Source organism: uncultured Algibacter sp., assembly GCF_947490405.1.
Lineage (GTDB): Bacteria > Bacteroidota > Bacteroidia > Flavobacteriales > Flavobacteriaceae > Algibacter_B.
The window spans coordinates 255,126-271,361 of record NZ_CANLGU010000001.1 but is presented as its reverse complement, the minus strand read 5'-3'; the positions used below and the strand labels follow the sequence as shown (position 1 = coordinate 271,361).

Here is a 16,236-nt window from a genome sequence, read left to right as displayed (position 1 = left end):
ATGCTAAAACGAATTTCATACCTATATTTTCTTTTTATAACTATTTCATTTTACTCATGTAATCAACATAAAGAAGTACAAGTAGAAGGAGAGTTAAAAAAGTGGCACAGAATTGTTTTAAATTTTGAAGGACCACAAACTAGCGAGATGGATATAAAAAACCCATTTTTAAATTATCGTTTAGATGTTACTTTTAGAAATAAGGAAAAAGAATATATAATCCCTGGGTTTTATGCTGCCGATGGTAATGCCGCAGAAACAGGCAGCGATACTGGAAATATTTGGCAAGTTCGTTTTACACCCAATAAAATTGGAGAATGGACTTATTCTGTTTCTTTTAAAAAGGGAGACAATATTGCTGTGTCTGATGATTTAAGTAAAGCCTTTAGCGCAGGTTTTATGGATGGACAAACAGGAACCTTTACAATATTAGAATCAGATAAAAAAGGAATAGATAATCGTGCTAAAGGAAGGCTTCAATACGTTGGTGAATCGTATTTAAAGTTTGCCGAAAGTCAAAAATACTTCATAAAATTAGGTGTTGATGCTCCTGAGAATTTATTAGCATATACAGATTTTGATGTTTCTACAAATGCACTAGGTTTTCAAAAGCAATGGGAGCCTCATGCAAAAGACTTTGATGAAAGTGGAATACCATATTTGTGGCAAGAAACTAAAGGAAAAAACCTTTTAGGTGCTATTAATTATTTAGCGAGCGAAGAGCTTAATGTGTTTTCATTTTTAACCTTTAATGTAGATGGAGATGATAGGAATATTTTTCCTCATTTATTAAAAGTTCCTGTTGAAGACTATGAAACCTATGCGAGTATCAAGAAAAATAAAGAAGCTTGGGAAACTATGTTTCATAAAACTCGATTTGATGTTTCAAAACTAGACCAATGGGAACGCATATTTGAATATGCCGAAACAAAAGGCATGTTTCTGCATTTTAAAACTCATGAAACTGAAACTGATCATTTGATGGACAAAGGTGTTTTTGGAATAGAGGGAAAGCTATATTATAGAGAGCTAATAGCGAGATTTGGGCATCATCTATCTATGAATTGGAATTTAGGTGAAGAAAATAATCAACCCATTGAAGAGGTTAAAAAAGTGGCAGAATATGTTTCAAAATTAGACGCTTATAACAGTCATTTAGTTATTCATACATTTCCGAATAAAGACGATAGGTATGCAAAATTAATTGGTAATCAATCACCTTTAACAGGAGCGTCACTACAACTAAGCCATCCTGAGTTTAACGATGTACATCCAAGAGTTTTAAAATGGAGAAACAAATCAAATGCCACAGGGAGAAAATGGGCTTTAGCCGTTGATGAGCCTGGTAAAGCGAATATTGCTTTATTACCAGATGATGAAGATTCTGAACATAATTTTGCGCGATCCAGAGCAATGTGGGGAACACTTATGGCGGGTGGTTTTGGTGTTGAATGGTATTTTGGTTATGCAAGTCCAAATTCTGATTTAACCTGTGAAGATTTTAGAAGTCGTGATTTATTTTGGGATCAAAATAGATATGCACTTCATTTTTTTAATACATATATCCCATTTTGGGAGATGGAACCTCGTAATGAATTAATAACTACAGAAGACATGTCCTATTGTTTTGCCAAACAGGACGAGGTTTATGTTATTTATGCTGAAGCGAATGCCCAAAAAATTAAGTTGGATTTAGGTAAAACTAATAAGATTTATAAAGTTAAATGGTACGACCCCAGAAATGGAGGTGACTTGCATAATGGGTCCATTACTCTAATTAAAGCAGCAGGAAAAGTTCTGCTAGGGTTGCCACCTAGCCAAAATCAAAGCGATTGGGTTTTGTTAATACAAGCTGAAAAATAAAAAATAAGCCTACAAAATTTTTGCAGGCTTACTCATTCAACTAAACTAAACATTAATTTGACTATACGATGGCTATTAATCTATCTATAGTAAATTAATTTTTTTACTATGAGTGATTATTTTTTAGAACACTAAAAATTTCTTAACCAGTGTATTGTTATTGGTATCCTTAATTTTAGCAAGATAGATTCCTGTACTTGTAGTATGAAGTTTAATATTTGTACGGCTATTAATAGATTTTTTAGTTATTATAGAGCGTCCAGCCATATCAAATACACTAATTTCTATTTCATTATTTGTTGTAGAATTTACCACTAAGCCTTCAGCTGTATTATAAAAAATAGATATTTTATCAGATAGAAAAGCATCATCAATTCCTAGAGTACCTGGGGCTACTATTTCAAATTCTTGATTTGCATTACCAGAATCCGTTGGAAATGTATTTATTTTAGAGCCTGAACTTCCTCCGTCAATATCAAACGCTTTAATAGGAACATTTGTTGAGCCAAAGTTGCAATCACCATCAAATGCAATTTGGAATACATAAGTGTTTGCTGCTACACCATTAATAATTTTAAATAATGTGTAAGGACTTGAGTCTGTAAATCCAACCTGAACATCACCAAAATCTCCACACCAACCGTCTTTTACACCCAAAGCTGAATTGTCGCCAACATTTGTTATTTTATAAACATCGCTACCTTGATGGATAAAAGACCATTCTTGATCACTGTTACTAATGTCATAAGTTTGCATTCGTGCTCTTCCTATGATAATGTCTTGTGGGTTTCCAGCTTCGCCTATAGCGATTCTGTTAACACCAATAACTTCTGATAAATTTGGGTTGTAAATATTATAAGTGCCATCTGCAATAATTTGAGCTTGAGTACTTAAAGTACAGATAAACATAGCTACAGCTAATGCTGCTTTCAAGTAATTTGTTTTCATAATTTTAAATTTTAATGGATTATTAGTATAAGATAGTTTGCATTGCATGAGAAGGTATTTTTAAAGCTACTTCGCTCTCATGAACAATAAGTTTGTAATCAATTGGTGTGTCACTTTTATTCATGATTACTGTAACAACTTGTCCGTTTTCATTAACAAATGATGTGCTTTCTAAAGTGCTTCTGCTTGTAGTGGTACTTACTCTTGATGCATTAGGCTTTATAAATTTAGAAAAATGACCTATGTAATAATAAGAAGGTGTATAAATGAGTTCGTTAGTTCTGGTATCTGCATGAATAGGAGCGAAGCATAAATTTTGAACGTGGTTTGGACCTCCAGTTTCATCAAGCAGAATATTCCAATCTGTCCAACCTACAGTGCCATTATTAAAATCATTAATCATAGAGTTGCCGTAGCGTTCTGCATTAGACCATCTGAAGTAATGCGCTTCACTAAATTTTTCTTGACAACCTTCAGTGAATAATAAATTTTTAGTAGGAAAAGATGTTTTAATATTTGATAAATTATCATATTTAGGATCGCCACCTGTCCACGTTTCATACCAATGAAAGCCAATACCCCAAGCGTATTTAGCAGCTTCAGGATCTTCGAAAATAGTATTGGCTCTATGAGAAATAAGATCTCTATTATGATCCCAAACAACTATGTTTTTATCTTTAAATCCTGCTTTTTCAAATGTTGGACCTAAATTATTTTTTAAGAAATCCCGTTCTTCTTCAGCAGTATAAATACAAGATTCCCAGCGTTGTTTTGCCATAGGCTCATTTTGTATAGTTACACCCCAAACAGGGATGTCTTCTGCTTCATAAGCCTGAATAAACTTTACAAAATAGTCTGCCCAAGTTTGATAATATTCAGGCAGTAATTTACCGCCTTGTAACATGTTTTTATTGGTTTTCATAAATGCTGGAGGACTCCATGGACTAGCATAAAAAACCAAATCGTTTTTAATTAAGGTTGTTGCCTGTTTTATCATTGGTATTCTGTATTTCTTGTCTTTTTCAATAGAGAATGTTTTTAACTCTGTATCACCTTCTTTAATGTATGTATGGCTTTTAGAACTAAAATCGCAGCTATGTATACTGGTTCTGATAATATTGTAATTAATACCAGTGTCACTGTAGTATGCATGTAATAATTCTTGTTGCTTATCTTTACTTAATTTTGCAAAAACTTCAGCAGAAGCATCTGTTATCGCTCCTCCAATTCCTAGAAATTTTTGGAATGTTTTTTTTGGGTTAACAAAAACTGCAATTTCAGTCTCTAAAGGTTGATTTGCAGGATTAAAACGTAGTTCATTAGTTAATGAGAGTTTTAAATCTGTATTTTCAGCTGTCGTATAAACCTTTAGTGTTTTACCGTTATAGTCAATAGTTATTTCTCTACTTGTTTCGGCTAATGCTAATGTTGGCGATGTTTTAGGTTTTTCGCAAGATAGAGTTATAGCTAAGCTAAAAATGATAAGGATATGTTTTTTCAAATTCATAATAATTATTATAGGAAGTACTTACCAAATAAAAGTTCCAACAGCTCCAGCATCTAATGCTGTAGATATCGGTTGGTCTCCAACTTTGATGTTAAAATCTTTTCGAGTACCTGTATTATTTAAAACAATAACAACAATGCTATCGTCAGGTGTTTTATAAGCTACATTGGGTAATTCTGTAGAAAAGTTCGATTCTATTCTTACAGAGCCTGGTCTTACATATTTTGAAGCATGCGCAATAATGTAGTAGGCTACATTTTTGGTTACGTTGTTACCTTCAATAGTTAAAGCTCCTAAGCACTCTGTGCAACCACCATTTGTATGAGGGTCTTGATTTGCATCTGCTGCTAAATTCCATTCTAAAACTGTTTTAGACCAATTTCGGGTAGCACCAACAAGTAATTCACGCGTATGCCATTTTAAACTTTCTGAAAATTCTTCAAAAGCACCAACCCACTGCTCAGAGAAGTAAATATTCTTATCAGGGTGAGCATTATGAACTAAACTTAAATTATCTATTCGACCAGCATATAAATGAAATGCAGAACCGTCTATAAAAGGGTTTGCTTCATTGTCATTCAATACCGTTATAGGGAAATCTGTTCTGTCAGGATTGTGTCCGTAAGCAATAATTTTAGTTGTAATATTTGCTGTTTGAAATGCAGGACCTAAATAATTTTTTATAAAATTGGCCTGTTCTGTAGGCTGCATTACCATACTAGGGTTATTGGTTTCATTTAATGGCTCGTTTTGAGGAATTATTGCATTTATAGTGATGCCCTCAGCAGCCATGGCTTCTATGTATTTTACAAAGTAGTTAGCATAGGTTTCATTGTACTCTGTTTTTAAACTACCGCCTATGGTACTTTGATTGGTTTTCATCCAAGCGGGAGCAGACCAAGGTGAAGCTGCAATAGTGATATTAGGGTTTATAGCTAAAATTTCTTTTAAAACGGGGATGAGGTTAACTCTGTCTTTATTTATAGAAAATCTATCTAAATCAATATCAGTTTCTCCACTAGATAAGTCGTTATATGAAAAAGGTTCAATATCTAAATCAGACGAGCCAATACTAACTCTTAAGTAACTCACACCAATGTTATTTTCGTCCCATTTAAAAAGCTCATTTAATAGAGTATTTCTAGCTGATGAAGACATGTTATTTATGTGTAAAGCACTACCACCAGTTAAAGAAAAGCCAAATCCAGACATTTCTTGATACATTGTACCATCTGATACGTTGATTGAAAAATTGGAATTTTCGTTGAAAGCACTAATACCTGATTGTTGCTTACTAAATAATGCAGATTGATCTGGTCTTGTTAGGTAAAAATTAACATTTACTGTTTCTGACATTGGAGGTGGAATTGTGTTAAATTCATTATCAATATCTTGACAGCTTTGGCAACTAAAAAGTATTCCAACCAACATGATAAGCGATACGCTCCTGTAAACTATTTTTAAATTTTCCTTTTTCATAATTTTATAACAAGCTTTTACAGCAGTTTTATATTTTATTGTTGAACAAATTCATAAGTGCCAGAAGAAAAGTCTGGTGTAACCTCAATAGAAACACGATAATTTCCATTTGTAGTGATATTTCTGATATTAGATCCACCTCTGTTGGTAATATTACCCGATAATTCAGAAGGAGATTCTGATCCAAAATCATTATCCCATGGCGAGATAAATTTCATGTCGAAATTAGCACTTATATCCACTGTGGTTATGAACGTATAAGGATGTTCATAAGTCATTAAAAATTCATTTCTTTCCTCCCATTTCTGATTAATTTCATCCCAATGAAATAAGAAGATATTATAATAATTCCACTGAAACTTGGCGTTGGCAAAATCTATAGTAAATGTATAAGCTTGATCTCTCTCAACACCAATAACATTAGTGCCTTCTGATAGATCAGGGCTTTCGTTAACATTTATACCATCAGGTTCTGTGGTAGCTCCAATATTGTCGAAAGTGGTAAAACTATCACCCGATCCATCAGATGATGTATTGAGGGTTACCTCGTCTCCATTTTGTAATGCAATGTAATTTTCAGTTCTAAATGTGTCTCCATCTTTAGTAAGTTCTCCTACCAATTGATTGTTTTTAAATAAGTATAAGGCGTTTGGTGCTTCTAGAGGTTCAGCAGCATTTGGGTCATTTTCTATAGTGTAAGTATATGCGCTTGCCGATAGATTTAAAGTTACTAATTTAGTACCTAATTGTTCAGAAGGGATATCCTCAAAACTTACACCTTGTGTAGCAGCATCAGTCTCGATAATTAATGTATTAGAAGTGCCTACAATACGTTTTAGTAAATAAGACCAAAAGTCTGCTCCATCAACATCTGCTCTAAATAAGAATCCACCTGTATTTACTAGTTGAATAGAAGCTTGCCAAATACCTCCGCCAATGTATTCTAAAGGTTCATCACTTCCCCATCCGCCAATAATAGGGCTTCCTTTCATATTCCATCGTTCAACTTTTAGAAGAGAATACGTATTGTTATCTAAATCTACTTTTATTCTATATTGTCCATCCTCATTAACAGAAATTGGCGTTCCAGATTTTATGATTTCTCCTTCTTGAGTACCTCCATAAACTAAGGCAGGTAAAGATTGTTCGCTATAAAATTTAAAAGTATTACCTGCTTTTAAACTTGTGTAAACCTCATGAATATTAGAAGGTTTTCCTTCAACATCATTTAAGCGTCTTAAAAGAATAGCATTAGATAAATTATTGTTGTTTTCTGTAGCTGTACCAGATATAAATAAACGGTTAGGTACTATTTCATTTTCAAAACGTTTTATAGTTAAGGTATTAGAATCAACAGATGTTTTGTTAATACTACTAGCTACTACCCCCCAAGTTAATTCTACATCACTATTGGCTTGATAACCAGCAAACGATAATGCTTGGTCTATAGTTTCATACGAGATTGAAGCTGATAGTGCTCGTCCACTATTTTCGGGAGTTAATTTTAAGATAGGCGTATCAAAACTGGTAGAGCCTAAAGTGTCTAGAACTACATTATAACTTACTATAAAATTAGCTGACGATACTGCTGCTTCCCAGCTAAAAGTTATAATGTCATTAGGCGTTGTTTCGTCTAGAACTATCAAGTTATCACTTGGTAATGTTATAGAAGGATTACTAAGTTGCCAAAGTCCTTCCGTTTCTAAATTATTTTCAGTTTCACAAGCCACTAGAATAGCAGTCATAGAAATTAAAAACAATACATTTTTAAATAGCGTTTTCATAATCAATTTTTTTAAGGCTCTAAAGCTGGATTTCTATCTAATTCCTGTTGCGGAATTGGTAAAAATATTTTAGAAGCAGTCATATTATAGTTTATAGCGGTATTGGTTCTTAAGTCGATTTCAAGCAAGTTGTTCATTGTTGTGATAATTTCACCATAGCGAACTAAATCATCCCATCGTTGTCCTTCTTGAAATAATTCTAAACGACGTTCTTTAAGAATGTTTTGTTTTAAAACAGATTTGGAACTTTTTTGAGTGTCGGTAAGGTCAGGTAATTGTGCTCTGTTTCTAATTCTATTTACTTCGATTACGGCAGCATCTAATTGATTTAATTCATTTAGAGCTTCAGCCTTTAATAAAACAATATCACCATATCGTATTAAGTAAGTGTTGTCTGGACTAGCAAAACCATTAGCATTTTTCCATTTATAACTAAAAGGAATGGTGCTGCCTGCCGAATTTCCCCAAAACTCATCAACCCATTGTACTTGTTCAAAAAGGATAGATGCATTTTTTCTAACAGTATCTTCTTCCGCATCAAATGCGCTAATTAAGTCAACCGATGGTGTTACAAATTTTCTCCAAGTATCGCCAGTAACTGAAGGCGGTAACAATAGTTGAGGTCCAAAATTACCTTCATTACCTCCTAAATATTGTACTTCAATAATAGATTCAGCATTGTTTGGATTATTACCATCAAATAATTCACTGTAGTTTATTAAAGTATATCCAGCAGCACTATTTTCTACTTCACGAATATGTGCTAATACAGCATCATAATTAGGGTTTGGTTGTTGCGCATAGGCTTTAGCAGCCAAAGCATGTGCAGCACCTGCAGTTGCTCTTGCTTTGGTAATTGAGCTACTTCCATAAGTATCTGGTAATAGTGTAGCAGCCAATTCTAAATCGTCAGTAATTTGAGCGTATATGTCTTCAATAGGTGATTTAGGAATATTTACGCTTTCTGCAGTAGTTGCTTTAATTGAACTTGTAATCAAAGGCACGCTGCCCCATAGTTTTGCTAAAGTAAAATAGTGATAAGACCTTAAAAAGAGAGCTTCTCCTCTTATTTGTGCCTTTCTTTCATCAGTTAATTGAGCATCTGATATTTGATTTACACGTTCTAAAACTACATTAGCTTTAGAAATTGCGTTGTATAGATTAGACCAATGTGTAAATAGTCTGGAATGTGTAGGGGCTATATCTAGAAAGTCTATAGCGAATATTTCAGGATTATCACCACCTGCATAATTATTATCGGCGCGCATATCTTGAAATAATAAATAGTCCCAAACATAATATTCTGAAGATTGAAAAGATTCATAACTTCCAGTTAAGGCAGCTTCAATTTGTGAAGCAGTGGTGTACGCATCTGCACTAGTTTCTTCAGAAATTGGCGTAAGATCTAAAAAGTCATCACAATTAGTAAATAGTAAAAGACCTAAGATTATTAATATAGTATTTAATTTCATAGTTGAATTTTTTAAAACGTTACACTTAAACCAAAAAGAGTAGTTCTTGCTTGTGGGAAAGTACCAAAGTCTATTCCTCTTATGGTGTTGCTACCTCCAAATGCATTTACTTCAGGGTCAAACCCAGAGTAATTTGTAAACGTCAATAAGTTTTCTCCTGTAACGTATAATTTTAAAGCGCTTATCTTTATTTTTTCTAAAATTTCTTTAGGGAAATTATACCCTAGGGTAACCGCTTTAACTCTCAGGTAAGAAGCGTCTTCAATGAATCGGGTAGATACTCTAGAATTGTCTGAGTTACCAAAAACAGCTCTTGGTATGGTTGTAATATCTCCTGGTTGTCGCCATCTGTCTAAAACTGCAACAGATTGGTTTTTTGGATCTATTAATCCCTCAGTCTCAATACGTGTGGCATTGAGCATATCGTTGCCATAAGATCCTTGTAAATAAATCATTAAGCTGAAATTTTTATATGAAAAATTGTTGGTCGCAGAATAAGTGAAACTTGGATTAGCATCTCCAATTATTGCTCTATCATCTGCGGTTGGATTAAATGTGGAAGCACCATTTCTATCAATGTAAAATGCATTACCTGTTTGCGGGTCTACACCACCATATATATAACCAAATAAAATACCTAAAGGTTCTCCTTCTCGAATTAAAGCGGCTTCTCCACGACCACCAGCAATTCCTCCTTGAAATACATCAGAGTCAACTAATTTTGTAATTTTATTTCTATTGAAAGAAATATTAATGTTAGAATCCCAAGCAAAGATTTTGCTATCAATATTTTGTGTTCTCAAGCTAAATTCAATACCTCTATTTTCAAGTTCTCCAATATTTTGAATGGCGCTTGTAAAGCCTGTAGCATTAGGTAGAGGAGCATCGAACAGTAAATCTTTTGTTCTCTTTATATAAGCATCAGCAGTAATATTTACTTTTCCAGAAAATAAAGCTAGATCTACACCTATATTCGTTTGATTGGATTCTTCCCATTTTAATTCTAAATTTTCTATTGAAGCAGGAAAAGTTCCTGGTTGTACAACACCACCAATTGGATAATTGGCACCACTACCAACACGACCTAAATATGCATAGTTTTGGATTTGATCGTTACCTACTATGCCCCACCCCGCTCGAAACTTTAAATCACTTATGGTTTTAGAGTTTTCTAAGAAGCCTTCTTGAGAAATTCTCCAACCTAGAGAGAACGATGGGAAATATCCCCAACGCTTATTAGGTCCAAAAACACTTGAGCCATCGGCTCTAAAATTCGCTGTAACCAAATATTTGTCAGCATAACTGTAATTTAGTCTACCTAAAAACGATGAGTTTGCTTTTTCTGCTTTATCAGAAGAAGCATCAAATATTTCTGAACCACCATTAGTGGTAGTAACTGTGGCACTTGCAAAATTTCGTGTTTCAATATTACTATTTTCAAATTTATTTTTTTGATTAACAGAACCAATTAAACCTTCAATCTTATGATTGTTTATTACGTTATTATAAGACAAAGTGTTTTCAATTATATAATATGAACTCTTATTGGTAGAATTTATACTTCTACCTTGAAGTGCTCTACCAAAGCCAGTTCTAAATGGGTCTAGAAAAGAATCAAATACACCGAAACTATTATCTATACCTACATTTGTTTTAAACTTCAAGTTTTTAATAAGCTTAATCTCAAAGTATAAATTCCCCAAGAATCGTTGGCTATTAAATTCACGATCTAAACCATCAGTCGAAGCTAAAGGGTTTTCCCAGTTTTGAAATGGATTACTTGTAAATGAGCCATCTTCGTTAAAAATTCCTATTACAGAAGGTGTAGTTAATGCGCCAAGTAAAACACCACCTTGATTAACATTGTTGTTATCATTAACATCTACGTCACTATATTGTGTGTAAGCTATTCTTGTACCAACTTTAAGCCAATCATTAACATCTTGATCAAAATTAATTTTGAAATTAAAGCGTTGTAGTTCTGAGCTTTTAACTATACCTTCTTGGTTAGTATAACCTGCCGAGACATAGTAGTTAGTTCCATTGTTTCGACCAGACATAGACAATTGATAATTATTAGAAATCCCGTTTTGAAAAATTTCATTTTGCCAATCTGTATTTTGATTAAACATTTCCCAATCTGTAGTTTGTCCAAGTTCAGTCATTAAATCCCTGTATTGTTCACCGTTTAATACAGGAAGTGTATTCCATACTTGAGAGATACCTAAATAGGTATCGAATGTTAATTTTGCTTTCTCAGTAGTACCTCGTTTTGTTGTAATTAAAACTACACCATTTGCGCCCTGAGCTCCATATATTGCAGCTGAAGATGCGTCTTTTAAAACAGAAATAGCGTCTATATCAGCAGGGTTAATAGAACGTGTGTCTGTGGTAGGAACACCATCTACAACATACAAGGGCTCACTGCCAGAAGTGATTGAGTTTGTGCCTCTAATTCTTATACTTAAACCTGCTGATGGTTTACCAGAGTTTGCTAAAACTTCAACACCAGTAGCTTGTCCTTGCAAAAGAGAGCCAATTTGCGCATTACTACGTTGTTCTAATACTTCTGATTTAATTTGAGATACAGACCCTGTTATGTCTTTCTTTTGTTGTGCCCCATAGCCTACTACAATAATCTCTTCTAAGGCTTGAGTGTTTTCTTCCATTGATACATCAATAGAGACTCTACCGTTAATAGTTTCTTCAATAGTTTTCATGCCTAAATAGCTGAATACTAAGATGGATTCATTATTTACCGAGGCGTCTAATGAGTATAGTCCGTCAAAATCTGTCGAGGCACCATTAGATGTGCCTTTGATTAAGACAGTTACTCCAGGAATAGGTTGTCCAGAATTGTCAGTAACTTTTCCTCTTATAATATTTTGACTTAAACAAAATGCAGGTACAAGAAAAGTGAGAAATAGAATTTTCTTTATGGTAATCATTAATAATGTATTTAGTTAGTGGCTTGCGTTCAATAGTTTAAAACTATATGACGCTGGAAGACAAATTTACAACCTAACAAATGTGTTTATCAAATGAGAGTATTAAAAAAGTAGATTATAAAATGTTTATAAAATAAATAAATAACTGATAATCATTTATTTGTAATTTTTTATATATAAAAAAAAGTAGATTAATAGTGGTTTTTTAAAAGTATGTTTATATTACATATGTGAGAAAAATATAACGATTTTCAGGAATAAATAATTGTGAATAATACTAAGATGTTCTTTTTACAGAATCTTCAAAAGTGTCTCTGTTTTTAGCATTGTTTTTAACTTTTACTCTATAATTATATATAGTGTTTACAGAGTACCGTAAAATCTTAGAAATTTTAGTACTGCTAGTAATACCTAATCTGATAAGAGCAAAAATTCTTAATTCCGTATTTAAACTTTGTTCGTCTTTAAGTGTTATTTGTTGGTCTTCCTTTAGTAATTTGTTTATTGATTCTACAAAATTGGGGTAAATATGGAGAAATGATTTATCGAAATTTTCATAAAAAATATTAAGTTCGTTGTCAACAAGTTGTTTGGATTTGGTGAGTTCGAGTAGTGTTTTTGTTTTATTAGAAACAAGGTAGTTTCTTACCATCTTACGGTAAGTGTCTAGTTTGTTGATGTAGTCTGAGTATAGATTTAAAAAAGTGCCAATATATTGTTCTTTTATCCTGTCAGAGTCAGAAAGTTCATTGTATAGCCTGTTAAGGTCAGAGTTTGTAAAACTTAATTTTTCGTTTAAACTTAAAAGTTGATCATTGGCTTTTTTTAACTCTTTACGTGCTGCAGATAGTTTTTTAATCTGTTGGTATATATATATTATAGTTAAAACTAAAAATAATACTAGAATGCTTATAAAAGTGAGCAATCTTTTCAATTCATTTTGTTGCTCCAAATTCTTTTCTTCATAAGCTTTTGATATCACAGACAGTTTGTTTGATATGTTTACAAAGCGTAATCTAGAGTTGTACATTTCAGCATCTTCAACAGAAAAATCTATAAAATCATGAGCCCTTTCTATGTTTCCCTCATCAAATAAAATCATAGCTAATTCGGTAAGCGAAGCATTGTCTTTAACTGATGCTCTTATGTCAGAAATTGCGGAAAGTATTAAATATTTTTTCTGTTCGTTTGTATTTTTATTCAACCCATATAATAGTGATCTTTCAAAGGTGATTAGTGAATAATTTGGAGTGCCTAATGCAACTTTTGATAATCTCTTAGAATTAATTTCTAATGCTTTTTTAATTTCTCTATTATCTCGAAATTCTTTTTCAATCAAAGCCAAAGATTCATTAGAATTAGGTGTTAATCGTAATTGCAACGAATCCTGGTAGATTTTATAAAGATTCGAGTAGCTTTCTTTACTGTTACTTACAGTTGTGTAAAAACTTAATCCAGAATACCCTTCTTTGTAATTGTAGTAGTATAAATCTAAGAGTTTTTCTGGTAGTTCAGGTCTTTCTATTTCATGTAAAACATCTATAGCTTCTTTATACCTTCCAGAAGTAACTAATAATTTTGCTAATTTTAATTGAGATTCTTTTTTTAAATTATCGTCATTAAGTGTGTTGGCGATATTTAAACCTTTTTCAATAAAAATTAGTGCTTTATCAAAACTATATTTTTCATACTCCTTAATGATTTCACTAATCAAAAAATAATTATTTTGAAGTGAAGTAGAATTGCTTTCTTTAAGTAATTTTTTTAAATTTTCAATTCTTAATTTTTTGGCACTATCAAAAACAATCCTTTTGTTCATAGTGCGTTCAAGTTCAACTAATAAAGAATCTAGGTTATTATTACTAAATCCTGATAAGCTAAAACTAAATGTTAAAATACATACAGTAAATAGTGTTTTCAAAAAAAATATTTTAAGCAGATGTAACAAAGTTAATTCTTTTTTTATTATATGCTTAATCATCTAATAGACACTTTACCGAACAGTACAGGATACCTCTAAGAGTATCAAATTCTATCTTTATTTTTTTATAAATTATATTATAAAGACAAGTATTAATTATGATAAAGGGAGTTAAAAAAACAGCGTTTTTAGTTTTTGTGATGTTAAGCTTTGTAAGTCCTTTATATTTAATATCCTGTTCAGGTGAATCCTCTGATGATGAAATGCTGATAATGGATGAGGAAGAAAATGAAGAAGAGGAAGACACAGGAGCAATATGCGAAACAGAAAACTTGTTTTTAGAAAAAGAAGGATTAGTACGTGTAGATATTGAGAATCCAAGTAGTACAGCAAACGGATGGACAGAAGCTAGAGTTCTAGCAGGCTTTAAAGGTGATGGGTATTTGGTTTGGACAGGTTCTGATAATTTTAATAATCCGGGGCAAGGATTGATGAAGTTTTCTGTGAAAATAAATACACCAGGAACTTATCAATTTGTTTGGAACTCTAGAATAACCACAGGTAATAGTAATACAGAACATAATGACTCTTGGTTAAGAATTAAAGGAGATGATTTTTACGGAGAGAAGTTGAATACTGGGCAACGGGTATATCCAAGAGGTTCAGGAAAAACACCAAACCCAGAAGGGTCTAGTAAAGATGGATGGTTTAAAATATATATGAATAGATTAGGAGAATGGTTTTGGAGATCATCTACAAATGATAATGATCCGTATGATGTTTTTGTAACATTTGATAATGCAGGAACTTACGATGTTGAAATTTCTGGGCGTTCAAGGTCGCATGCTATAGATCAATTTGTACTATTTAAAACAGATAAAACACTAGAACAGGCCAAAGTTGCTAACTTCAGCGAAATAACATGTAAATAAGCAAACATGTTTAAGAATATGAATAAACAACTATTTAAAATAGTATTATTTGGATGTATAGTGTTTACTTATGCTCAAAACCCAATAGTACCAAATAAAGGATTAAACGATCCGCATATTCATATTTTTAACGATACTGCATACGTTTACGCATCACATGATAAATCTATAAATAATGATAAATTCATCATGGAAGATTGGTGGATTTGGTCATCACCTGATTTGATAAATTGGACAAAACGTAGTGTGTTAAATCCCAAAAATACATACATAGGAAAAGACTTTACAAGATGTTGGGCTACAGATGTAGGCTATAAAAACGGAAAATATTATTGGTATTTTTCTGAAGGGAATGAACAAACAGGGGTTGTAGTAGGCGATACTCCAGTTGGGCCTTGGAAAGACGTTTTAGCAAAACCATTATTGGATAGTACATTAACGCCAACTCATGAATACGACATGGCAATTTTTGAGGATAACGGCACGCACTATATCATTTTTGGTGTTTGGGACTATTATATAGCAAAGCTTAATGATGATATGATAAGTTTAGCTGAAACACCAAAAAAAATAACTATAAATAACCCGAGAGGACCTTACAATCCTGATGGTAGTAATACAAAAATGCCAACTGATGATAAACCATTTGTACACAAATACAATGGTAAATACTATTTGTCTTGGGGTTGTTTTTATGCCATGTCTAACGATGTTTATGGGCCCTACGATTATAAAGACACTGTAATAAAAGAAGAAAGTTTTGCACAAGGATATGAAGCTCCAACGTGGCCTAACGGATTTTTACAAGGCCGTCATGGCAGTTTTTTTGAGTGGCATAACCAATGGTATTACGTATATTGTGATATCAGTCAAACTAGAAATCGCTATTTTAGAGATAGTTTTATAAGTTACGTGCATTATAAAGCTAATGGCGAAATGGCAACGATAAGAGTTGATGGTGTTGGTGTGGGCAATTATAATGCAAATACTACTATTGAGGCTGAAGATTTTTTCAAGTCTAATAATGTAGTAAAAGTTGAAAATACCAAAGGTGGATTTTCAATAGAACCAACCGAAGATTTAAGCTACGTTGTCTATCCAAATATTAAGAATTTAAGTAACGTAGCTACTTTAGAATTAGAAGTTATTGCAAAAGCAGCACTACAAATAGAAGTGAGAGAAAATGATGCAAATGGTATACTCTTGTTTACTTGTAATGTGCCTAAAAATGAAATTTATACCTTTCAAAAAAGAAATTTTAAAACTAAAAATATAAAAGATAATCAGTCGTTGTGCTTTGTGTTTAAAGGCGTAAACCAACAATCTTTCAAACTAAACCGATTCAAATTTAAAACTAACAATCAAATAAATAATTAAAAACT

At 32.5% G+C, this 16,236-nt stretch carries 10 protein-coding genes; 3 read left to right on the top strand and 7 right to left on the bottom strand.

What is annotated here, in order from left to right; genetic code table 11:
- Complete coding sequence (locus Q0772_RS00930) at nt 1-1,863, top strand: DUF5060 domain-containing protein (protein WP_298338924.1); 1,863 nt, start codon at nt 1-3, stop codon at nt 1,861-1,863.
- Nucleotides 1,864-1,986: 123 nt separating this feature from the next.
- Here Q0772_RS00930 and Q0772_RS00925 read toward each other — a convergent pair whose 3' ends face one another.
- From Q0772_RS00925 to Q0772_RS00895, 7 genes are all read right to left on the bottom strand, one after another.
- The gene (locus Q0772_RS00925; protein WP_298338921.1) at nt 1,987-2,811 is read right to left on the bottom strand and encodes a T9SS type A sorting domain-containing protein; all 825 of its coding nucleotides are present in this window, start codon (nt 2,809-2,811) and stop codon (nt 1,987-1,989) included.
- 22 nt (nt 2,812-2,833) lie between these two features.
- The gene (locus tag Q0772_RS00920; RefSeq protein WP_298338918.1) at nt 2,834-4,318 is read right to left on the bottom strand and encodes a glycoside hydrolase family 30 protein; all 1,485 of its coding nucleotides are present in this window, start codon (nt 4,316-4,318) and stop codon (nt 2,834-2,836) included.
- Between the two features lie 21 nt (nt 4,319-4,339).
- The gene (locus Q0772_RS00915; protein WP_298338913.1) at nt 4,340-5,797 is read right to left on the bottom strand and encodes a glycoside hydrolase family 30 beta sandwich domain-containing protein; all 1,458 of its coding nucleotides are present in this window, start codon (nt 5,795-5,797) and stop codon (nt 4,340-4,342) included.
- Between the two features lie 35 nt (nt 5,798-5,832).
- Nucleotides 5,833-7,581, bottom strand: coding sequence for a SusE domain-containing protein (locus tag Q0772_RS00910; protein ID WP_298338910.1), 1,749 nt, complete (start codon nt 7,579-7,581; stop codon nt 5,833-5,835).
- An 11-nt stretch (nt 7,582-7,592) separates the two neighbouring features.
- Nucleotides 7,593-9,053 carry a RagB/SusD family nutrient uptake outer membrane protein gene (locus Q0772_RS00905; RefSeq protein ID WP_298338907.1) on the bottom strand — a complete coding sequence of 487 codons (1,461 nt, stop codon included), beginning with the start codon at nt 9,051-9,053 and terminating at the stop codon, nt 7,593-7,595.
- An 11-nt stretch (nt 9,054-9,064) separates the two neighbouring features.
- Nucleotides 9,065-12,001, bottom strand: coding sequence for a TonB-dependent receptor (locus tag Q0772_RS00900; protein ID WP_298338904.1), 2,937 nt, complete (start codon nt 11,999-12,001; stop codon nt 9,065-9,067).
- Between the two features lie 277 nt (nt 12,002-12,278).
- On the bottom strand, nt 12,279-13,922 hold the full coding sequence (locus Q0772_RS00895) for a DUF6377 domain-containing protein (RefSeq protein WP_298338900.1): 1,644 nt from the start codon (nt 13,920-13,922) through the stop codon (nt 12,279-12,281).
- Between the two features lie 158 nt (nt 13,923-14,080).
- Between Q0772_RS00895 and Q0772_RS00890 the strand changes: the two genes are divergently transcribed.
- A complete protein-coding gene (locus Q0772_RS00890; RefSeq protein ID WP_298338897.1) occupies nt 14,081-14,854 on the top strand; it encodes a hypothetical protein in 774 nt (257 codons plus the stop codon).
- Nucleotides 14,855-14,872: 18 nt separating this feature from the next.
- On the top strand, nt 14,873-16,231 hold the full coding sequence (locus Q0772_RS00885; protein WP_298338894.1) for a family 43 glycosylhydrolase: 1,359 nt from the start codon (nt 14,873-14,875) through the stop codon (nt 16,229-16,231).
- The last annotated feature ends 5 nt before the right edge of the window (nt 16,232-16,236 follow it).

Coding starts and splice junctions, on each gene's coding strand:
- Q0772_RS00915 (WP_298338913.1), bottom strand. CDS start 5,797: ATGAAAAAGGAAAATTTAAAAATAGTTTACAGGAGCGTATCGCTTATC.
- Q0772_RS00900 (WP_298338904.1), bottom strand. CDS start 12,001: ATGATTACCATAAAGAAAATTCTATTTCTCACTTTTCTTGTACCTGCA.
- Q0772_RS00885 (WP_298338894.1), top strand. CDS start 14,873: ATGAATAAACAACTATTTAAAATAGTATTATTTGGATGTATAGTGTTT.
- Q0772_RS00925 (WP_298338921.1), bottom strand. CDS start 2,811: ATGAAAACAAATTACTTGAAAGCAGCATTAGCTGTAGCTATGTTTATC.
- Q0772_RS00920 (WP_298338918.1), bottom strand. CDS start 4,318: ATGAATTTGAAAAAACATATCCTTATCATTTTTAGCTTAGCTATAACT.
- Q0772_RS00910 (WP_298338910.1), bottom strand. CDS start 7,581: ATGAAAACGCTATTTAAAAATGTATTGTTTTTAATTTCTATGACTGCT.
- Q0772_RS00930 (WP_298338924.1), top strand. CDS start 1: ATGCTAAAACGAATTTCATACCTATATTTTCTTTTTATAACTATTTCA.
- Q0772_RS00905 (WP_298338907.1), bottom strand. CDS start 9,053: ATGAAATTAAATACTATATTAATAATCTTAGGTCTTTTACTATTTACT.
- Q0772_RS00890 (WP_298338897.1), top strand. CDS start 14,081: ATGATAAAGGGAGTTAAAAAAACAGCGTTTTTAGTTTTTGTGATGTTA.